Source organism: Cutibacterium equinum (genome assembly GCF_028021195.1).
Taxonomy (GTDB): domain Bacteria; phylum Actinomycetota; class Actinomycetes; order Propionibacteriales; family Propionibacteriaceae; genus Cutibacterium; species Cutibacterium equinum.
The window spans coordinates 1,133,656-1,152,506 of sequence record NZ_CP115668.1; the positions used below are offsets into that span (position 1 = coordinate 1,133,656).

13 protein-coding genes are annotated in these 18,851 nt (G+C 63.5%); 9 read left to right on the forward strand and 4 right to left on the reverse strand.

The features are described from left to right. Positions 1-1,095 carry a potassium channel family protein gene (locus O6R08_RS05200; RefSeq protein WP_271419033.1) on the forward strand — a complete coding sequence of 365 codons (1,095 nt, stop codon included), beginning with the start codon at positions 1-3 and terminating at the stop codon, positions 1,093-1,095. Between the two features lie 141 nt (positions 1,096-1,236). Beyond that, positions 1,237-3,558, forward strand: coding sequence for a RelA/SpoT family protein (locus O6R08_RS05205; RefSeq protein ID WP_271419034.1), 2,322 nt, complete (start codon positions 1,237-1,239; stop codon positions 3,556-3,558). Between the two features lie 86 nt (positions 3,559-3,644). On the opposite strand, the gene O6R08_RS05210 is transcribed toward O6R08_RS05205, so the two are convergent. Further along, complete coding sequence (locus O6R08_RS05210; RefSeq protein ID WP_271419035.1) at positions 3,645-4,943, reverse strand: DUF349 domain-containing protein; 1,299 nt, start codon at positions 4,941-4,943, stop codon at positions 3,645-3,647. Here O6R08_RS05210 and O6R08_RS05215 point away from each other — a divergent pair. Both O6R08_RS05215 and hisS read left to right on the forward strand, forming a co-directional pair. Further along, positions 4,921-5,592, forward strand: coding sequence for an MBL fold metallo-hydrolase (locus O6R08_RS05215; RefSeq protein ID WP_271419036.1), 672 nt, complete (start codon positions 4,921-4,923; stop codon positions 5,590-5,592). The genes O6R08_RS05210 and O6R08_RS05215 overlap by 23 nt on opposite strands. Before the next feature lie 143 nt (positions 5,593-5,735). Beyond that, the gene (gene hisS, locus O6R08_RS05220) at positions 5,736-7,100 is read left to right on the forward strand and encodes a histidine--tRNA ligase (RefSeq protein ID WP_271419037.1); all 1,365 of its coding nucleotides are present in this window, start codon (positions 5,736-5,738) and stop codon (positions 7,098-7,100) included. 76 nt (positions 7,101-7,176) lie between these two features. Here the strand turns inward: hisS and O6R08_RS05225 are convergent, their stop codons facing one another. Genes O6R08_RS05225 through O6R08_RS05235 form a run of 3 tightly spaced genes read right to left on the reverse strand, consistent with a single transcriptional unit; the run spans position 7,177 to position 12,891 of the window. Next, a complete protein-coding gene (locus O6R08_RS05225) occupies positions 7,177-7,887 on the reverse strand; it encodes a DUF998 domain-containing protein (RefSeq protein WP_271419038.1) in 711 nt (236 codons plus the stop codon). Next, positions 7,866-8,429 (reverse strand): GNAT family N-acetyltransferase, encoded by a 564-nt coding sequence (locus tag O6R08_RS05230; RefSeq protein WP_271419039.1) that lies wholly within the window; start codon positions 8,427-8,429, stop codon positions 7,866-7,868. The genes O6R08_RS05225 and O6R08_RS05230 overlap by 22 nt, the downstream gene beginning before the upstream one ends. Before the next feature lie 34 nt (positions 8,430-8,463). Further along, positions 8,464-12,891 (reverse strand): acyl-CoA dehydratase activase-related protein, encoded by a 4,428-nt coding sequence (locus tag O6R08_RS05235; RefSeq protein WP_271419040.1) that lies wholly within the window; start codon positions 12,889-12,891, stop codon positions 8,464-8,466. Positions 12,892-12,977: 86 nt separating this feature from the next. Here O6R08_RS05235 and O6R08_RS05240 point away from each other — a divergent pair, with 86 nt between their 5' ends. The 5 genes from O6R08_RS05240 (at position 12,978) to O6R08_RS05260 (ending at position 18,779) form a co-directional block, all read left to right on the forward strand. Then, the gene (locus O6R08_RS05240; RefSeq protein WP_456298783.1) at positions 12,978-13,631 is read left to right on the forward strand and encodes a TetR/AcrR family transcriptional regulator; all 654 of its coding nucleotides are present in this window, start codon (positions 12,978-12,980) and stop codon (positions 13,629-13,631) included. Between the two features lie 123 nt (positions 13,632-13,754). Further along, the gene (locus O6R08_RS05245) at positions 13,755-14,825 is read left to right on the forward strand and encodes a glycosyltransferase family 1 protein (protein ID WP_271419041.1); all 1,071 of its coding nucleotides are present in this window, start codon (positions 13,755-13,757) and stop codon (positions 14,823-14,825) included. Positions 14,826-15,001: 176 nt separating this feature from the next. Continuing rightward, a complete protein-coding gene (gene aspS, locus O6R08_RS05250) occupies positions 15,002-16,822 on the forward strand; it encodes an aspartate--tRNA ligase (protein ID WP_271419042.1) in 1,821 nt (606 codons plus the stop codon). Between the two features lie 56 nt (positions 16,823-16,878). Beyond that, positions 16,879-18,321: a replication-associated recombination protein A gene (locus tag O6R08_RS05255; RefSeq protein ID WP_271419264.1), complete on the forward strand. Its 1,443-nt coding sequence runs from the start codon at positions 16,879-16,881 to the stop codon at positions 18,319-18,321. After that, positions 18,318-18,779: a DUF948 domain-containing protein gene (locus O6R08_RS05260; RefSeq protein WP_271419043.1), complete on the forward strand. Its 462-nt coding sequence runs from the start codon at positions 18,318-18,320 to the stop codon at positions 18,777-18,779. The genes O6R08_RS05255 and O6R08_RS05260 overlap by 4 nt, the downstream gene beginning before the upstream one ends. Positions 18,780-18,851 lie beyond the last annotated feature (72 nt).

Sequence of the window (18,851 nt, forward strand, 5' to 3'; positions counted from 1 at the left end):
ATGGCCGCGGAATCGACGGAGTCCTCGAGCCGTCTCAACATCTTTGACCAGACGGCTCTGGTCAAGCTCCCGTTCAAGACCACCAAGCCCTTCCATGAGTTGGTCAAGCGGTTGGTCTGGTCGGCGATCCTGTTGCTGGCCAGTACGGTGATCGTCTGGATCGACCGTGACTCCTACGTTGATTCCACTGCCGGTGACGGCGTATCCCTCATCGACGCCTTCTACTACTCGACGGTCACCGTGACCACAACTGGTTACGGTGACATCACCCCGGTCGCGCCGCATGCGCGTCTCATCAACGCCTTCATCATCACCCCGTTGCGCATCACCTTCCTCGTGCTGTTGGTGGGTACCACCCTCGAGATGTTGGCCAACGAGGGACGACGCGGAATGCTTGACAGTGCTTGGAGGAAGCGCATGAGGAACCACACCGTCGTCATCGGGTACGGCACGAAGGGACGCAGCGCCGTCAACACCCTGCGTAATCATGACGTCCCCGTCGACAAGATCGTCGTCATCGACAATCGCCCCTCTGCGGTGGCCGAGGCCAACCGGTCAGGCCTGGCTGCCTTCGAAGGCGATGCGACCAGACGTGACCTGCTGAGACGAGCTGAGATCAGCAAGGCACGCGAGGTCGTCATCACTCTCAACCGCGACGATTCGGCCATCCTCACCACACTGACGGTGCGGCAGCTCAATCCGCGCTGCCACATCGTCGTGTCCGGCCGGGAGGACGAGAACCTTCCGCTGTTGCGTGAGTCCGGGGCCGACGCCGTTGTCACCTCCGCCGACGCGGTGGGCCGTCTGCTTGGCCTGTCCTCGGTCAACCCGCACGTCGGGACCGTCGTCGACGACCTGTTGTCCAGCTCGAAGGGCATGGAGGTCGTCCAGCGGATGGTGTCCAAGACCGAAGTCGGTGCACATCCCGCCGATATTCAGAGTGAGCGAGTGCTGGCCGTCATTCGCAATGACGTGCAGCGTAACTTCTACGATCCGTCGATCGGAAGGTTGCAGGCCGGTGACGTCATCGTCGTCGTGCGCAAGGCTGTTCCCCGCGCTACTGAGACCCAAACCGAGTCCGACCTCGTCCGCTGAGGACGTGGGGGACGTCCACGTGGGCAGGCCCATTACCTCATCACCACCCGATGTCGGCCGGCCGGTGTCGCGGCATTCAACCGACATGGACGTGGGAAAACGCCACTAGAATGGGGGTCCAACATTCCAGGAGGTGCCCCGATGACCGACGACAGCGTGTACGGTCCGTACTCATCGGGCAAGGGAACCCTGGGCAAGCCGAAGCCTGACCAGCCGCGTCCCCAGCCCCGGATGAGTATGCGCGAGCGTATCGTGCGCTGGGGAACCCCGAAGCCTTCAGAGCCGACGGACAGTGTCACCGACCCGCTCATCTCGGTCGTCCTGGCCAATCATCCCAAGGCCGACACCGCTGTTATCGAACGGGCGTATCGCACCGCCGAGCATTACCACCGTGGGCAGACCCGCAAGTCCGGAGACCCCTACATCACCCATCCGCTCGCGGTGACGATGATCCTGGCCGAGCTGGGCATGGACGAGCAGACCCTGTGTGCTGGTCTGCTGCACGACACCGTCGAGGACACCTCGTACACCCATGAGCAGCTCACGGCAGACTTCGGTGAGGAAGTGGCCCTGCTGGTCGACGGGGTGACGAAACTCGACAAGGTTCAGTACGGAGACTCGGCCAAGGCCGAAACCATCCGCAAGATGGTCATCGCCATGAGCCGAGACATCCGCGTCCTCGTCATCAAGCTCGCCGACCGGCTGCACAACATGAGGACCTTGGGGTACTTGCGTCCGGACAAGCAGAATCGCATCGCCAAGGAAACCCTTGAGATCTTCGCGCCACTGGCCCATCGCCTGGGCATGAATGCCATCAAGTGGGAGCTGGAGGACCTGTGCTTCTCCACCCTCAACCCCAAGCTCTACGACGAGATCGTCCACATGGTCGCCGAAAGGGCCCCGCAGCGCGAGGCCCAGCTCAAGGAGGTCATCGAGATCGTCCGGCAGGACCTCGACGAGGCCGACATCAAGGCAACCGTCTACGGTCGACCGAAGCACTACTACTCGATCTACCAGAAGATGGTCGTGCGGGGCCGGGACTTCTCCGACATCTACGACCTCATCGGTCTGCGCATTCTCGTCGACACCCCACGCGACTGTTATGCCGCGCTGGGCGTCATGCATGTGCGATGGAACCCCCTCCCAGGACGGTTCAAGGACTACATCGCGATGCCGAAGTACAACATGTACCAGTCCTTGCACACCACGGTGCTGGGACCTGGCGGGCAGCCGGTGGAGTTGCAGATCCGTACCCATGAGATGCATCGGCGCGCTGAGTACGGTGTTGCAGCCCATTGGAAGTACAAGGAGAATCCCAATGCCGTCGGCAAGGGCATTCAGCCTGACGGTGCCGACCTGTCCTGGGTGCAGTCGCTCAACCAGTGGTCCAAGGAGGAGTCCGATCCCAGTGAGTTCCTGGACTCCCTGCGCTTCGAGATCAACTCCTCACAGGTCTACGTGTTCACCCCGAAGGGTGACGTCATGGCCCTTCCGCAGGACGCCACCCCCGTTGACTTCGCTTACGCCGTCCACACAGAGGTCGGTCACCGCTGCATCGGGGCCCGAGTCAACGGCAAACTCGTCACCTTGGACACCACGCTGAGCAACGGTGACGTCGTCGACATCCTCACCTCGAACGCCCCTGATGCCGGCCCTAGTCGCGACTGGCTGGGCTTCGTCGCATCCCCGCGCGCTCGTTCCAAGATCAAGTCCTACTTCACCAAGGAGCGCCGAGAGGAGTCCATCGAGGCCGGCAAGGACGCCATCGCTAAGCAGTTGCGTCAGGCCGGTGTGCCACTGCAGTCCCTGTTGACGGTCGAGTACCTCACCGCGGTGGCCGACGACTTGCGAATCCGCGGCATCAACGCCTTGTATGCCGCGGTGGGGGAGCACACCGTCAGCGCCCAGTCGGTCGTCGAGAAGCTCATTGCTCTTGGGGGCGGCCCGGAAGAGACCACGGCAGACGTCGAGGAAGAACTGGCCGTTGGCGTCAAGGCTCCTCGTCACCGCACCAGTGAGACCGGGGTCATCGTTGACGGCGACCCTGACATGCTGGTCAAACTGGCCCGATGCTGCACCCCCCTTCCCGGGGACCCGATCATGGGCTTCGTCACCCGCACCGACGGCGTCTCAGTGCACCGGACGGACTGCTCGAATGCCAAGAACCTCCTGGAACACCCCGAGCGGATCGTGCCGGTCTCGTGGTCGCAGAACCAGCAGGAGGGCTACCAGGTCACCATCCAGATCGAGGGCCTTGACCGTGCCGGGCTGCTGCTGGACACCTCGCGGGTCCTCGCCGAGCAGGGAGTCAGCGTCATATCGGCGAATATGAGCGCATCGAAGAGCCATCTGGCTCGGTTGCGACTCACCTTCGAGGCCCCCGACCCGACCCATCTCAAGCACCTCATCGAGTCCATCCGGCGGATTTCCGGGGTCTATGACGTCTTCCGTGTGAAGTCGTGACCTGTTGATCCTCTGTGTGAAACGCCACCGGTAGGACGAACGGCCCCGGTCATCGTGACTGGAGCCGTTCTTGTGTGGGCAGATACTCAGGCGCTGAACTCGTCGAGGGCTTTCTGAGCCTCGTCCAGCCAGGTCTGGTAGGTCTGGATCGACGCGCGGGCCTTTTCGGCATCCTTGGTGCGACCAGCAGCCTCTGCCTTCTCGGCCTCGCGGTTGAGCTTGTCAATCTGGGCACTGAACATGTCGACGGTGGCGCGGGCGCGCTCACGAGCCTGCGGGTCAGTGCGCTTCCACTCGGCCTCCTCGGCCGAATGGACCTGATGCTCCAGGTCACGGACGCGGGCGTCAATGCGCTTCATGGCGTCACGAGGGACGCGACCGACCTCGTTGAACTTCTCCAGGAAGGCGCGGAACTTGGCCTTGGCCTCCTCGATGTCCTCGACCGGCAGGATGTCCTTCTCGGCCTCGTCGAGGAGCTTCTCCTTGACTTCCTGATTGCCGCGGTACTCCTCGTCCTGCTGGCTCTGCGCAGCGCTACGGGCGTCGAAGAACTTGTCCTGGATGGCGCGGAACTCCTTCCACAGCTTCTCGTCGACGTCACGAGGAGCCGGGCCAGCAGCCTTCCACCGGCTCATGAGGTCGCGGAACTGACGTGAGGTCTCACCCCAGGCAGTCGAATCGGCCAGCGAACGGGCCTCCTCGATGATCTGCTCCTTGGCCACACGAGCCTTCTCACGCAGGTGATTCTGCTCTGCCATGTGCTGCTTGCGACGCCGGGTGAAGGCGGTGCGAGCGGCGGAGAAGCGGCTCCACAGTTCGTCGTCGGTGGCCTTGTCGATACGGGGCAGACGACGCCACTCCTCGAGCAGGTCGCGGAACTTTCCGATGCCACCGCGCCAATCGGTGCCAGCCGCGATGGCCTCCGCCTTGGCGACCATCTCTTCCTTGGCCTGCTTGGCGTGGGCCTTCGCCTCGGCCCTCTCCTCCCGGCGGGTTTCGGCCTTGGCCTCGATGGTGGGGCTGAGAGCCTCCAGTCGAGTTACCAGCGCTTCCAGATCGCCGACGGCGTTGGCCTGTCGGATGGACGTGTCGAGTTTGCTTGCGGCCGACCGGGCCTCCTCCGGCGAAGCGGTCCCGGAGCTCACTCGTGATTCCAGCAGCGACACCTCGGTCTCGAGGGCGTGATAGCGGCGCACGAAGAATTCCAGGGCTTCCTCGCTGGTGGAGTCCGGCACCTGGCCGACAGGCCTTTCCCCGTCACTGGTTTGGACGTAAACGGTGCCGTCATCATCGACGCGGCCGAAGGACTGCGGAGCTTGTGCGTGACTCATACGCTCCATCTTGCCCGATAAAGTGGCAAACGTGTTCATTGCGTCCTTCATCACTGGTCCTTTTCAGGCCAATTGCTACCTCGTAGCCCGCGAGCCAGGGTCAGACTGTGTCGTCGTTGACCCTGGGATGGGTGCCGAGGAGTTCCTGCCAGAGGCACTCAAGACCCATCATCTGAGGCCGGTGGCGGTCGCGCTCACCCACGGACACATCGACCATGTCGGCTCTGCTCGCCAAGTGGCAGACGAGTACGGCATTCCAGTGCTGTGTCCCCGAGATGACCGGCATCTGCTCACCGAGCCGATGGCGGCGCTGTCTGACTTCGCCCGCCCCCTCATCGAACAGTGGTACGGATCGACGACCTTGCGTGAGCCTGCCGACGTCCTCGACGTCGAGCCATTCTCCCACCATGAGTATGCCGAACTGGATCTGGAGTTCCTCCATGCCCCAGGTCACACCCCGGGGTGCTCCATGATCCGCCTGATCGACCCCGAGTACGGCCCGATCGTCATGTCCGGCGACGTCGTGTTCGCCGGGTCCGTCGGACGCACCGACATGCCCGGGGGCGACCCGGCGCAGATGTCGCGCAGCCTGTCCGAGGTCGTCTGGCCCCTCGATGACTCCACACACCTGCTGCCCGGGCACGGGGGAGCCACGACGATGGCCCAGGAGCGCGTCTCCAACCCGTACCTGAACCGTCCTTGACGGCCACCATCCCGCCACGAGGACGTCTCACTGGGTAGTGCCCAATGAGCCTCGTCGTCGTCGGGCTGGCACAATGACCCCAGCGGGTTGTCCCGCTCACACAACCAACTGTTCGTACACCAACTGTTCGAAGGATTCCTTCCATGGCCCGTCTCAAGCCCCTGTCCGGTTTTCCCGAGTTCCTGCCCTCAGGACAGATGGTGGAGAACCATGTGACCCGGATCCTTGAGGAGACCTTCGAGCTTCATGGATTCGCGCCGATCCACACCCGCGCCGTCGAACCCATGGAACAACTCACCCGCAAGGGAGAAATCGACAAAGAGGTCTACGTCGTCGATCGGCTGCACGCCGACCCGCACGATTCACGCTCGGAGAAGGACCGGCTGGGCCTGCACTTCGACCTCACCGTCCCCTTCGCCCGGTACGTGTTGGAAAACGCCGGACACCTGCACTTCCCGTTCCGTCGCTACCAGATCCAGAAGGTGTGGCGTGGTGAGCGTCCTCAGGAGGGACGCTACCGCGAGTTCACCCAGGCTGACATCGACATCGTCGGTGACCAGACCCTGGCCGAGCACCACGACGTCGAAACCCCGCTGGTGATGTTGTCGGCTCTTGAGCGTCTGCACACCGAGTTGGGCTTCCCGACCGTCACCATGCACGTCAACAACCGCAAGCTCTCCGAGGGGTTCTACCGCGGGCTGGGCATCGAGGACCACATGGCCGTCCTGCAACGGGTCGACAAGTACGACAAGATCGGCCCGGACGCGGTGCGTGACCTCCTCACCGACGAACTCGGCCTGTCCGACGAGGTCGCCGACAAGTGTGTCGCCCTGGCCTCCATCCAGTCTGCCGACGATTCCTTCATCGCCAAGGTGCGTGAACTCGGGGTGTCCAACGACATGCTCGAGGAGGGACTCGACTCCCTCAACCGGGTCGTCACCGCCGTCAACAAGGTCGTCCCCGGACGCATGGTCGCCGATCTCAAGATCGCCCGTGGCCTGGACTACTACACCGGCACCGTCTACGAGACTGAACTGACCGGTCACGAGTCGATGGGCTCGGTGTGCTCGGGCGGGCGCTACGAGTCCCTGGCCTCCGACGGCAAGCACGTCTACCCCGGGGTGGGAATCTCGCTGGGCCTGACCCGCCTGCTGGCCCCGATCATCTCGCGAGGAGAGCTGACGTCGTCTCGTTGTGTTCCCTCGGCGGTGCTGGTGGCCGTCAACACCGAGCAGGATCGCGTCAGCTCCGAGGCCGTCGCCCACGCGCTACGTTCCCGTGGCATCCCCTGTGAGGTGGCCCCTAAGGCCGACAAGTACGGCAAGCAGATCAAGCACGCTGATCGTCGCGGAATCCCCTTCGTGTGGTTCCCCGGCGCTCAGCACAGCGATCACCGTGACCCCGACACCGTCAAGGACATTCGTTCCGGCGATCAGATCGAGGCTGATGCCGCGAGCTGGACCCCTCCTGCCGAGGATCTGCATCCCGGCGTCGTCGGCTCCTGGTGAGACAAGCCGACACCCCGCGACGCCGCACAGAATCAGGGCTCCCGGTGTTGACCGGGAGCCCTTCGTGTCTCATCTGTCAACAGATCGTCATGCGTCGTTGAGCACGCGAGGTGAGGATGTCATCGGCAGCCAGCGTCAGCCACCACAGGGTGCCCAGGGACAAGCTGAAGCGCTGCCAGAGTCCGGTGTAGTCCATCGGGGTGCCGTCGAACCAATCCAAGGCTCCGATGCCATTGAGCAAGGTGAAGACGACCCACGCCCATGCCACCACCAGGCCGACAGGGCGCAACCTCGTCATGGTGGAGTTGAGCAGCAGGATCGGGAGGGCGAAGCCGACGACGACGATGGTCGAGGTTCCCACGTGGAGGATGTGACTCAGGCTGACGTGACCGGCGTCCTCAGCAGCCTTACAGGCCGTGGACCGGTCAGGGGAACAGTCCATCGTCACCAAGGCGTCAACGACGCTGAACAGCCCGCCGGCCACGAATCCAATGCCCGCCCACCCCTGAGGGGTGAGGGGGCGGTGGCCTGCCCATACGAGAGTGGCCACACCCGCCAGACACAGGAAAGCACCCATGATGACGTCGGTGGTCTGGAAGAGGTACCGCCACGGTTGGTCACGGGCGGAGTACTCCGAGATGAAGGCGTGCAGCTGGCTCATCTGCGGGTTGAGGATGCCTGCGAAGGCCCAGGTCAGCGAGGCCAGCGATGCGACGGCGAGGAAGACTGCGCGCCACCGTCGAGGCGTCGCTTCGTGAGCATGGTTCAGCACTGACGCCCTTCCCATTCACTACGGAGCATGCCGTGGTAGAGCTGGTCGCGGATCGTCGACCCACTGAGGTAGCAAGCCCGACGCAGACCCTCGGTCACCATTCCGGCCTTCTCCATGACTCGTCCCGAGGCAACGTTGGCAGGATCATGGCTGGCCTCCACCTTGTTGACCTCGACCACGTCGAAGAGATAATCCATCAGTGCGACCAAGACCTCTGTGCCGTAGCCCTTGCCCCACCATCGCCGTCCGATGGCGTAGCCAACATTGACCAGGCCGGTGCGCAGATCCTTTTCGCCGACCGAGGTCTGCCCAATGAGGGTCCCGTCCGCGATCAACTCGATGCCCCAGTTGAAAGTTCCTGGGTCATCGTAGGAATCGACCCATGAAGCCAAGATGGTTCTGCTCACGTCCACGCTGGAATGGGCGGGCCACGAGAGGAACTGTGTGACCACCGGATCGCTGGCCCAGTTGTCGTACATCTGTTGGGCATCGTCGAGGGTCAATCGGCGCAGCACCAGGCGATCTGTCCGTAGACGACGGGTGCCGGTCAGTTTCATATCGGTGACGATATCACCGGCTCCCGAAGAGATACTACATACGTAAAGACAGCTCCATCACCGGGTTTGGGTCCGGAAGCGACGCGGTTTGTGGCGAGGAAGGGATGTCCTCGCCCGGCTCCGGACGCACGGCCTCGTTGGCGCCAAGTTTTTCCGGGTCGTTGCGATCGCGTGCCGTAGCAGCCATGAGCTTGATGCGGTTGAGCTGGTTGACCTGGGATGCACCGGGGTCGTAGTCGACCGACACCACATTGGCGTGCGGGAACTGACGGCGGATCTCGCGGAAGATGCCCCGCCCCGTGACATGGTTCGGCAAGCAGGCAAACGGCTGGACGACGGCGATGTTCGGTACACCTTCACGGATCATGTCGACCATCTCACCGACGAGGTACCAACCCTCACCAGCCTGGTTACCAAGCTGGACGATGCGCTGGGCGTCCTCCATGAGTTCGGTGATCGGGGTTGGAACCTCGAAGCGGGTCGACTTCTTCAGCGCAGCGGTCACTGGCTTCTGGTATTGCATGAGCAAGGCACGGAAGGCCTTCTTGAGGTGACGAGCCCACTTGTCAGTGCCGAAGGTCTTGTAGTTGTAGTCGCCAGCAGACAAGCAGTTGTAGACGAACCACATGAGGCCCGGCAGGACGGCCTCGCAGTCCTCGGACTCGATGGTCTCGACGATGTGGTTGTTGGCGTCCGGATGGAACTGCACCAGGATCTCCCCGAGGACTCCGACGCGAGGTTTGCGCGGGCCATCGACAAGCTCAAGGTGGTCAAAGTCGTCGACGATGCCGTTGACGATGGCCTTGTAGGAGGTGCGTCGTCCCCAGGTCTGGGAATGCCCGTCGTCGAGGAAGTGCTGTCTGGCAATGGTCGTCCAGCGGCTCATGAGCTCATCGGCCGAGCCTGGCACCGCCTCGTAGGGGCGGGTACGCAGGTGAACCTTTTGCAGCAGGTCGCCGATCGTGATGGCCTGAACCATGCGGTGAATCAGGGGGGCGGTGAGGGAGAAGCCCGGGTTGTCCTCGACACCTTGCAAGGAGGCCGCGATGACCGGAATGTGTCCGAACCCGGCGTCCTTGAGGGCCTTGCGCAGCAGACCGATGTAGTTGGTGGCACGGCACATACCGCCGGTCTGGGTGAGGAAGAGGGTGGTGTGATCCAGGTCGTACTTGCCCGACTTCAGCGCCGAGACGAGTTGACCAATGACCACGATGGCGGGGAAGCACGCATCGTTGTTGACCACCGACAAGCCGAAGTCGATGTTTTCCCTGGATGCCTGCTCCAACACCTCGACGTTGTAACCGGAGGCGCGCAGAGCCGCCTCGGCAATGGAGGTCTGGTAGGGGGCGAGCTGGGGCACCAGGATGGTGTGGGTCGCCCTCATGTCCTTGGTGAAGGGGACTCGGTCGTCAGAGAGTCGATGGGTCACCGCCGTGCGTTTGTGGCTGGCACGTTCCTTCGCGGCGGCCTGCAGGGAGCGCATCCGGATTCGGGCCGCGCCCAGGTTCGACACCTCGTCAATCTTGAGGGTGGTGTAAATGCGGTCGCGGGCAGCCAGGATCTCGCGCACCTGATCGGTGGTGATGGCGTCCAGGCCGCAGCCGAAGGAGTTGAGCTGAACGAGCTCGAGATCGGGGCGGGAACCCACGAAAGCGGCTGCTTGGTAGAGGCGAGAGTGGAACATCCACTGGTCGCGCACGCGCAGTGGACGCTCCAGCAGGTCAGCCCCCAGATGGGCCACGCAGTCCTCGGTGAGGACCGCCATCCCCAGGGAATTGACCATTTCGGGAATGCCGTGATGGATTTCGGGATCGACGTGGTAGGGGCGTCCTGCTAGCACGATGCCGGGAACGTTGTGCTCGGCCATGTAGGCCAGGGCCTCTTCGCCCATCGCGCGGACGTCGTCATGGAAGGCCTTGTCCTCCTCAAGCCCCTTGGCGACAGCTTGGCGGGCCTCCTCAACGGTCACCCCGTCCTCGGCGAAGACCTCGGCCAGCCGTTCCGCGAGTTTGTCCGGGTTGGCCAGGGAGAGGAAGGGAGAGATGAGTTCGACGCCCTTGTCGCGCAGGCTCTCCACATTCGCGCGGATGACCTCGGGGTAGGAGGCGACGATCGGGCAGTTGAAGTGGGCGTCAGCATCGGCCACGCTGACCTGCTCGAAACGGATGCAGGGATCGAAGATCCGCTTGACGCCCCGCTCCACAAGATCTTCGACGTGACCGTTGTTGAGTTTGGCTGGATAGCAGATGTTCTCGCTGGCGATGGACTCCATACCCTTCTCGAACAGGGCATGGGAGGAGCGACCTGAGAGCATGACGCGATAACCCAGAGCTGACAGGGTCGTGAACCAGAATGGGTAGTTCTCGTACATGTTGAGGGCACGAGGCAGACCCAGGTCACCACGGAAGGCCTTCTTGGCGGTGAGTCGTCGGTAACTGAACAGCCTCTTGTACTTGGCCTCGAACACGTTGGGTAGTTCAGACTTCGGCGCCTTGGCCATCTTGCGGTTGTCGACCTCGGCGCCACGGTCGCACCGGTTGCCCGAGACGAAGACACGTCCGTCCGAGAAGGTGGCGATGGTGCGCTGACAGTGGTTCTGGCACAAGGTGCAGTCGTCACGATGGGTCTCGACGGCGAATCCGTCCAGTTCGGCACGGTCTCGCAGCCCCTCAGAGGTGGTGGGCTCCCCAGCGTGGAAGCGGGCACGAGCCGTCAGGGCTGCCCCGTAAGCACCCATGAGCCCGGCCTCGGCAGGACGGACGACTTCGCGGCCGGTGAGCTTCTCGAAGGCTCGCAGCACCGCGTTGTTGAGGAAGGTGCCGCCTTGGACGACGATCTTGTCACCCAGTTGGGACGGATCGGTGAGCTTGATGACCTTGTACAAGGCGTTGCGGACCACGGAGTAGGACAATCCGGCAGCGATGTCGGCGGGGGAGGCGCCCTCCTTCTGGGCCTGCTTGACCGAGGAGTTCATGAAGACGGTACAGCGGCTCCCGAGGTCGACGGGATGTTGGGCCATCAGGCTCATGTCGGCAAAGGACTGGATGTCAGTGTTCATCCCAGCGGCGAAGGTCTGGAGGAAGGATCCACATCCCGACGAGCAGGCCTCGTTGACGGAAATGGAGTCGATCACCTGGTCAACGACGCGCAGGTACTTCATGTCCTGGCCGCCGATGTCGATGATGGCGGTGACTCCGGGAAGGAGGTGATCGGCGGCCCTGTAGTGGGCCATCGTCTCGACCTCGCCGTCCTGGGCACCCAGGGCGGCCTTGACGAGTCCTTCCCCGTATCCGGTGGTGCAGGTGCGGGCGATGGTCGCCTCGGCGGGCATGGCGTCGTAGAGGTCAGCGAGGATCTGAACCGCGGCACTGACCGGGTCGCCCTCGTTGGACGCATAGTGGGAGGCGACGATGTTGAGGGACTCGTCGAGCAGGACTGACTTGATCGTCGTCGAGCCGGCGTCAATGCCCAGGAAGAGGTTGCCGCGGGCATCATGCAGCGGCAGATGGGGGAGTTTGGCCTGCCCATGACGCTTGGTGAACTCCGCCAGCTCCTCCTCATCCTTGAACAGCGGTGGCATCGACTGGGACAAGCCGTTGCGAGTGCGGGCGTGACGGGAACGCTCGGCGGTCTCGGCGAGATCGACGGGCTCCGAGGTTGAGGTCAGGGCAGCCCCCATCGCCACGTAGAGCTGGGCGCGCTCCGGGGTGATGTACTGGTCTACCTTGCCCTCGAGAACACGGGCGAAGGCGTCGCGCAGGGTTGGCATGAAGTGCAGCGGGCCGCCGAGGAAGATGACCTTGCCACGGATCGGGCGTCCGCATGCCAGTCCGGCGATGCACTGGGTGGCGACGGCCTGCATGACGGATGCCGCGAGGTCTTCGTGACGCGCACCCTCGTTGATGAGGGGCTGGAGGTCAGACTTGGCGAAGACACCACAGCGTGAGGCGATGGGGTGGATGGTGCGGGCTCGTGAGGCCAGGTCATTGAGGCCCGGGGCGTCGGTGTGGAGCAGGGTGGCCATCTGGTCGATGAAGGCACCAGTACCGCCGGCACACGAACCGTTCATGCGCTGCTCGGGGACCGGTTTGAGGTAGGTGATCTTGGCGTCCTCGCCGCCCAGTTCCAGGAGGACGTCGGCCTCGGGGTTCCAGTGTTGGACGGCGGCAGTCTCGGCCATCACCTCTTGGATGAAGGTGAGGTCCAGGGCCTCGGCGGTTCCCAGGCCTGCCGATCCGGTGACGGTTGCGCGCACCTTGGCACCGGGGAGGGCGTCGGCAGCATCGCCAAGCAGTGATGCCATGGCGCCGGTGATGTCGGCATGGTGGCGTCTGTAGTCCTCGAAGAGAATCCTCTCGTCGGGGTCGAGGACGACGGCCTTGATCGTCGTCGATCCGATGTCAAGACCCATCCGAAGGTCTTGGTCGGCCAGTGGAATCGCAGTACCAGGATGTGCGCCCATGTCCCTATTTCATCACTGTCGAAATCACCGCGCAGCATCTGGTGCCCCCTTTTTCGCAAGATTTTTGAGGGGAGTACGGTCGTGCCATGTCTGTCCCAGGTCAATCACAGAGCACTCGAGCGCCTCGCCGTGGTCCGAGGGGTGAGGTCGGAGCAGCGCGAGCGTCGATTCTGGCCGCTGCCAGGGCACTTTTCCTCGCCGATGATTTTCAGTCGGTGAGCCTGCGGGCCATTGCTCGTGAAGCCGGGGTGGACACGTCGTTGGTGAGCTACTACTTCGGCTCCAAGCAGGCCCTCTACAACGAGGCGATGTCCCTGCCCAGCGGGCCACACCGGATCATTGCTGACGTCTGCTCCCGGACGGATCCGGATCACCTCGGGGAGGAGCTGGTCAGGGCCTTCATCGATGCCTGGGACGGCCACCTCGGCCTGGGCGGTCCGGATCCGCAAATGCAGGGCGTGGTTCAGGCTCTTCTCACCCAGCCCGACGCCTTCGACATGATCCGCGAGTTCTACACCGATCAGATCTTGGCGCCGGTCGTCAAGCTCCTGGCGCCTCGGTTCGGGGAGGAGGATGCGGGGGTGAGGGCCTCGCTGGGACTGTCACAGTTGTTGGGAATCTTCACCGCCCGTTACGTCGTTGGGCTGCGATCCTTGGCAGCCCTTTCCGCCGCAGAACTCATTGCTCGGGAGGCCCCCACTCTTCAGAAGACCCTCACCGGGCCGACGCCCACCGCATAACACATCCTTGTTGGCCTGAGCCCATTCAATTCTCCTACCGAAGTGCCACCCTCGGCGATAGAGTGGCGCTCATAAACTTTGTGCACGGCCGCACCTGCGTCCACGGATCACGGGAGATGACCAATGACCATCGCAATCAAGATGGGTTTCCTCGATGGTGGCCCCATTGTTGACGACCAGGGTCGACTTGTCGGACGAGGAGGCGGAACCGCACTGGTCGAGCGACTCCTCGCGATGTACCCGGGAGCCGTCGTCGTCAACCACGAGGATCGCCAGTGCGACGGTTTCGAGGCCAAGGCGCTGACCAGCCTCGACCCCTTGGAAACCCTCGTCATCAACCTCGACGTCATTGACTCGGTCGGCGTCTTCCAGACGATGCACCGTGAGGGTGCCGAGCCGAAGATCCTCAACCTGCAGTGGCTGCCCCCGTCGCACTACCACCACAAGGTGAACTTCGCGGCCATGGGCTTGGCATACGCCCTCTTCCCAACGCTGTGCTCCGGTGAGCGCACCGCCGGTGAGGTCACCGAGCTGGTCCGTCGCTGGACGATCTCCCCGCTGGCCCACCAGGCTCGGGTCGCCTGGATTCAGCCTGGTATTCGTGACGATCTGGTCCGCGAGCACGTCGATCCTGAGATCCCGACCGTGCTTTACCCGGCCATCCACCTCACCGACAACAAGCGTCCGAAGATCTTCCTCGACGTCATGAACCGTGTGGCTTCCGAGATGGATGTGCGTATGGAGGCTCGTCTGAGTCAGCGCGACCTGGCCAGCGTCATGGCCATGAAGATGTCCTCGCCCAAGTGGGCCTCGGTCGGCCCGCTGTTCGGTCAGCGTGAGGAGTACTGGGAGTCCTTGGCCCGCATGACGGCTTTCCTCGCTACCGCGAAGAACGAGGCCTACGGCTTTGAGTATCTCGAGGCGTTGGTCGCTGGCGCGGTCGGTGTCTTCCCGGATACCGCCTGGGCCCGCAAGACCGTTCCGGAGGACTACCCGTACTTCTACCGCACCACTGACGAGGCGGTGTCGATGATGAAGGATGTGTTGGGAGATCCCGAGACGGCCCGAAACGCCATCAACGACGCGGCGGGTGGCTCCCTGCGTGAGTGGATCCTCGCCAACCACAAGCGTTCCGGTGGTAACGAGGCGATGCGTAAGCAGATCGAGGAGTGGTTCCCCGAGATTCAGGCCTGATACTCAGATTTCGTGAATGAGAGAGCGCCGTGGCGGTAACAGCTACGGCGCTCTTGTCATGTCTTGTAGTGCGGTCCGTCTCGCTCATGCCCGGATGACGGCTGAGGTGGCTGTCGGTATGCTGGTTCGTGGCCCGTACCGTCTATACGTGGCCCACGACAACGGAAGGATGACACGTGCTGCGAACCCACGACGCCGGAAGCCTGCGAGCCAGCGACATTGGCAAGGAGGTGACTCTCGCCGGATGGGTCGGGCACCGACGCGATCATGGCGGCGTCGCCTTCATCGATCTTCGTGACGCCTCCGGTCTGGCCCAGGTCGTCATCCGTGACGAGATTCTCGAGTCCTCGGGCGCCCATGATCTGCGCAACGAGTACTGCATCAAGGTGACCGGTGTCGTCGAGGCCCGCCCGGAGGGCAACGCCAACCCGAACCTTCCCACTGGTGAGATCGAGGTCGCGATTTCCGAACTCGAGGTGCTCAACTCCTCGGCCCCGCTGCCCTTCCAGATTGACGAGCACGTCACCGTCGGTGAGGATGCCCGCCTCAAGTACCGCTACCTGGACCTGCGCCGTCCCCGTCAACACGAGGCCCTGGTGTTGCGTTCCAAGGTGACCCACGCCATCCGCGAGGTCCTCGACCGTCACAACTTCTACGACATCGAGACCCCGACCCTGACTCGGTCCACCCCCGAGGGCGCCCGAGACTTCCTGGTCCCGGCCCGTCTGGCCCCAGGCTGCTGGTACGCCCTGCCGCAGAGCCCCCAGCTGTTCAAGCAGTTGCTCATGGTGTCGGGCATGGAGCGTTACTACCAGATCGCCCGGTGCTACCGGGATGAGGATTTCCGCGCTGACCGTCAGCCCGAGTTCACCCAGCTCGACGTCGAGATGAGCTTCGTCGACCAGGATGATGTCATCGCCCTGGCCGAGGAGATCATGGCGGCCTGCTGGAAGATCATCGGCGTTGACATGCCGACACCGCTGCCGCGCATCACCTGGCACGAGGCCATGGACCGTTATGGCTCTGACAAGCCAGATCTGCGTTTCGGCAACGAGATCACCGAGGTCACCGACTTCTTCGCCAACACGCCTTTCCGCGTCTTCCAGGCTCCCTACGTCGGTGCCGTCGTCATGCCTGGGGGAGCCTCCCTGCCGCGCCGTCAGTTCGACGCCTGGCAGGAGTGGGCTCGTACCCGAGGCGCCAAGGGGCTGGCCTACATCACCATTTCTGATGAGGGTGTGCCAGGCGGCCCGGTCGCCAAGAACATCTCCGACCAGGAGAAGGCCGGTATCGCCGAGAAGGTCGGTGCCAAGCCCGGTGACGCCATCTTCTTCGCCGCCGGTCCGAAGACTTCCTCCCAGGAGTTGCTCGGTGCGGCCCGCCTGGAGATCGGCCGTCGTTGCGAGCTCTTCGACCCGGCCGACTGGGCCTTCTGCTGGGTGGTCGACGCCCCGCTGTTCAAGCCCACCAAGGAGGCCGAGGCATCCGGTGACGTCGCGGTTGGCGGCGGCGCCTGGACTGCTGTTCACCATGCGTTCACCAGCCCGACCCCCGAGTGCATGGACACCTTTGACACCGATCCCGGTTCGGCTCTCGCCTACGCCTACGACTTCGTCGTCAATGGCAACGAGGTCGGCGGCGGATCCATCCGTATTCACCGCCGTGACGTCCAGGAGCGTGTCTTCAACGTCATGGGCATCGGTGAGCAGGAGGCTCAGGAGAAGTTCGGCTTCCTCCTCGACGCCTTCAAGTTCGGCGCCCCGCCGCACGGTGGCATCGCCTTCGGTCTGGACCGTCTGGTCATGCTGTTGGGCGGCTTCGAGACGATTCGCGACGTCATCGCCTTCCCCAAGACCGGCAACGGCTACGACCCGCTGACGGCTGCTCCGGCCCCGATCACCCCGGCTCAGCGTCGTGAGGCTGGCGTGGACGCCAAGCCGAAGAAGAAGGCTGAGTCTCCCGAGGGTAAGGACGAGGCAAACGCGTCCACGAAGTGACGATCATGCGATGATGACGGGCGGTGACTGTCGTGGACAGTCACCGCCCGCGTCTCATGGCGAACACCAGGGGGACCGAGAGTGTCACAGTGCGGCGATATGGTGCCACGGTGAGTGAGGATCTCTTTGGCAACGTCGGGCCGACACAGCCCGACGCGACCAGTGGCGGGTCCCTGGACACTCCCAACCCTGATGCGCCACTGGCGGTTCGACTGCGCCCCCGCACGATTGACGAGATCGTCGGTCAGCAGCATCTTCTGACCCCCGGATCGCCGTTGCGCCGGCTGGCTGACGGCACCGGGGCCATGAGCGTGTTCCTATGGGGTCCACCGGGGGTCGGCAAGACGACGATCGCCTCGGTGGTGTCCCATGCGACAAACCGACGATTCGTCGAGATTTCGGCTGTCACCGCCGGGGTCAAGGACATCCGCAGGGAACTCGACACTGCTCGTCGTCAGTTGGCGCTGGGCAAGCCGACCGTCCTGTTCGTCGACGAGGTGCACCGCTTCTCCAAGGCCCAGCAAGACGTCCTGCTCCCCGCCGTCGAGAACCGAACCGTGACCCTCATCGCCGCCACCACCGAGAACCCGTCCTTCTCGGTCATCTCGCCGCTGTTGTCACGATCCCTGCTGTTGACCCTCAAGCCTCTCACCGAGGCTGACGTGTCGTCCCTCATCGACCGTGCATTGAGTGATCCGCGCGGGCTGCGCACCGAGTCCGACGGGCTGTACACCCTTCACGATGATGCCCGGGCTGACCTTTTGCAGCTGGCCGGGGGAGACGCGCGGCGTGCCCTGACCTACCTTGAGGAGGCCGCCGCAGGAGCAAGCGCGGCCGGCACCGACACCATCACCAGTCAGATCGTCTCGACGGCCGTGGACCGTGCCGCAGTGCGCTACGACCGTGACGGAGACCAGCACTATGACGTCATCAGCGCCTTCATCAAGTCGGTACGAGGCTCGGACGTCGATGCTGCCCTGCATTATCTGGCCCGGATGATTGAGGCGGGGGAGGATCCCCGGTTCATCGCCCGTCGTCTGGTGATCCTGGCCAGCGAGGACATCGGCATGGCGGCACCGAGCGTTTTGCAAACCTGTGTTGCCGCAGCCCAGGCAGTTCAGCTCATCGGCATGCCCGAGGCTCGACTCAACCTGGCCCAGGCAACCATTGCGGCAGCCACCGCCCCGAAGTCCAATGCCGTCATCACCGCCATTGATGAAGCCCTGGCCGATGTGCGTGCCGGTAAGGGAGGAGAGGTTCCTGCCCATTTGCGTGACGCGCACTACTCATCTGCCCACGACCTTGGTCATGGAGTCGGATACCGTTACGCTCACGACTTTCCGCACGGGGTGGCCCAACAGCAGTATCTTCCTGACGACATCGCCTCAACGCGGTACTACGAACCGACCGACCATGGCAATGAGGCTGCCATTGCACAACGTCTGAGCCAGATACGGATGCTGCTCGGGCGAGAAACCACCGAGGAGAAGAAGTCATGACCCTGGGTCAGATCGCTGGACTCATCGCTGCCCTCGCGGCGGTGGTGCTCGTCGCACTGTGCGCCGTGCCCCTACTGAAACTTGGTGGTGTTTTCGACGAACTGCGCAAGACCGTCCGCGACGTGGATGAGTCGACGGTGCCGATCCTGGAAGAACTCAAGTCAACGGTCGTCATCACCAATGGCGAGATTTCCAAGCTTGACCAGGTTATTGAGGATGTTCACACCATCTCCGGCCACGGCGCCGCCGTTACCGGTCAGGCTGCTGAACTCGCTCAGACCTTCACCCAGACGGTCGGGACGCCGATGGTCAAGGCGGCTGCTTTCGGGGAGGGAGTGCGACGCACGATTCGTCGCCCCAAACGTCGTAACCGTCCCTCCCAGGTCGAGAATGGGACAGGCCCGGCCGAGGTGGATCACGGCACCACGGCAGCCGCCGACGGCGACGACCAGAACTGATCCGCGCTCGGATCACCCCCCGTATTCGCCATTCCCAACCCATCATTGTGCGCAACGTGCTGAGGTGTGGCC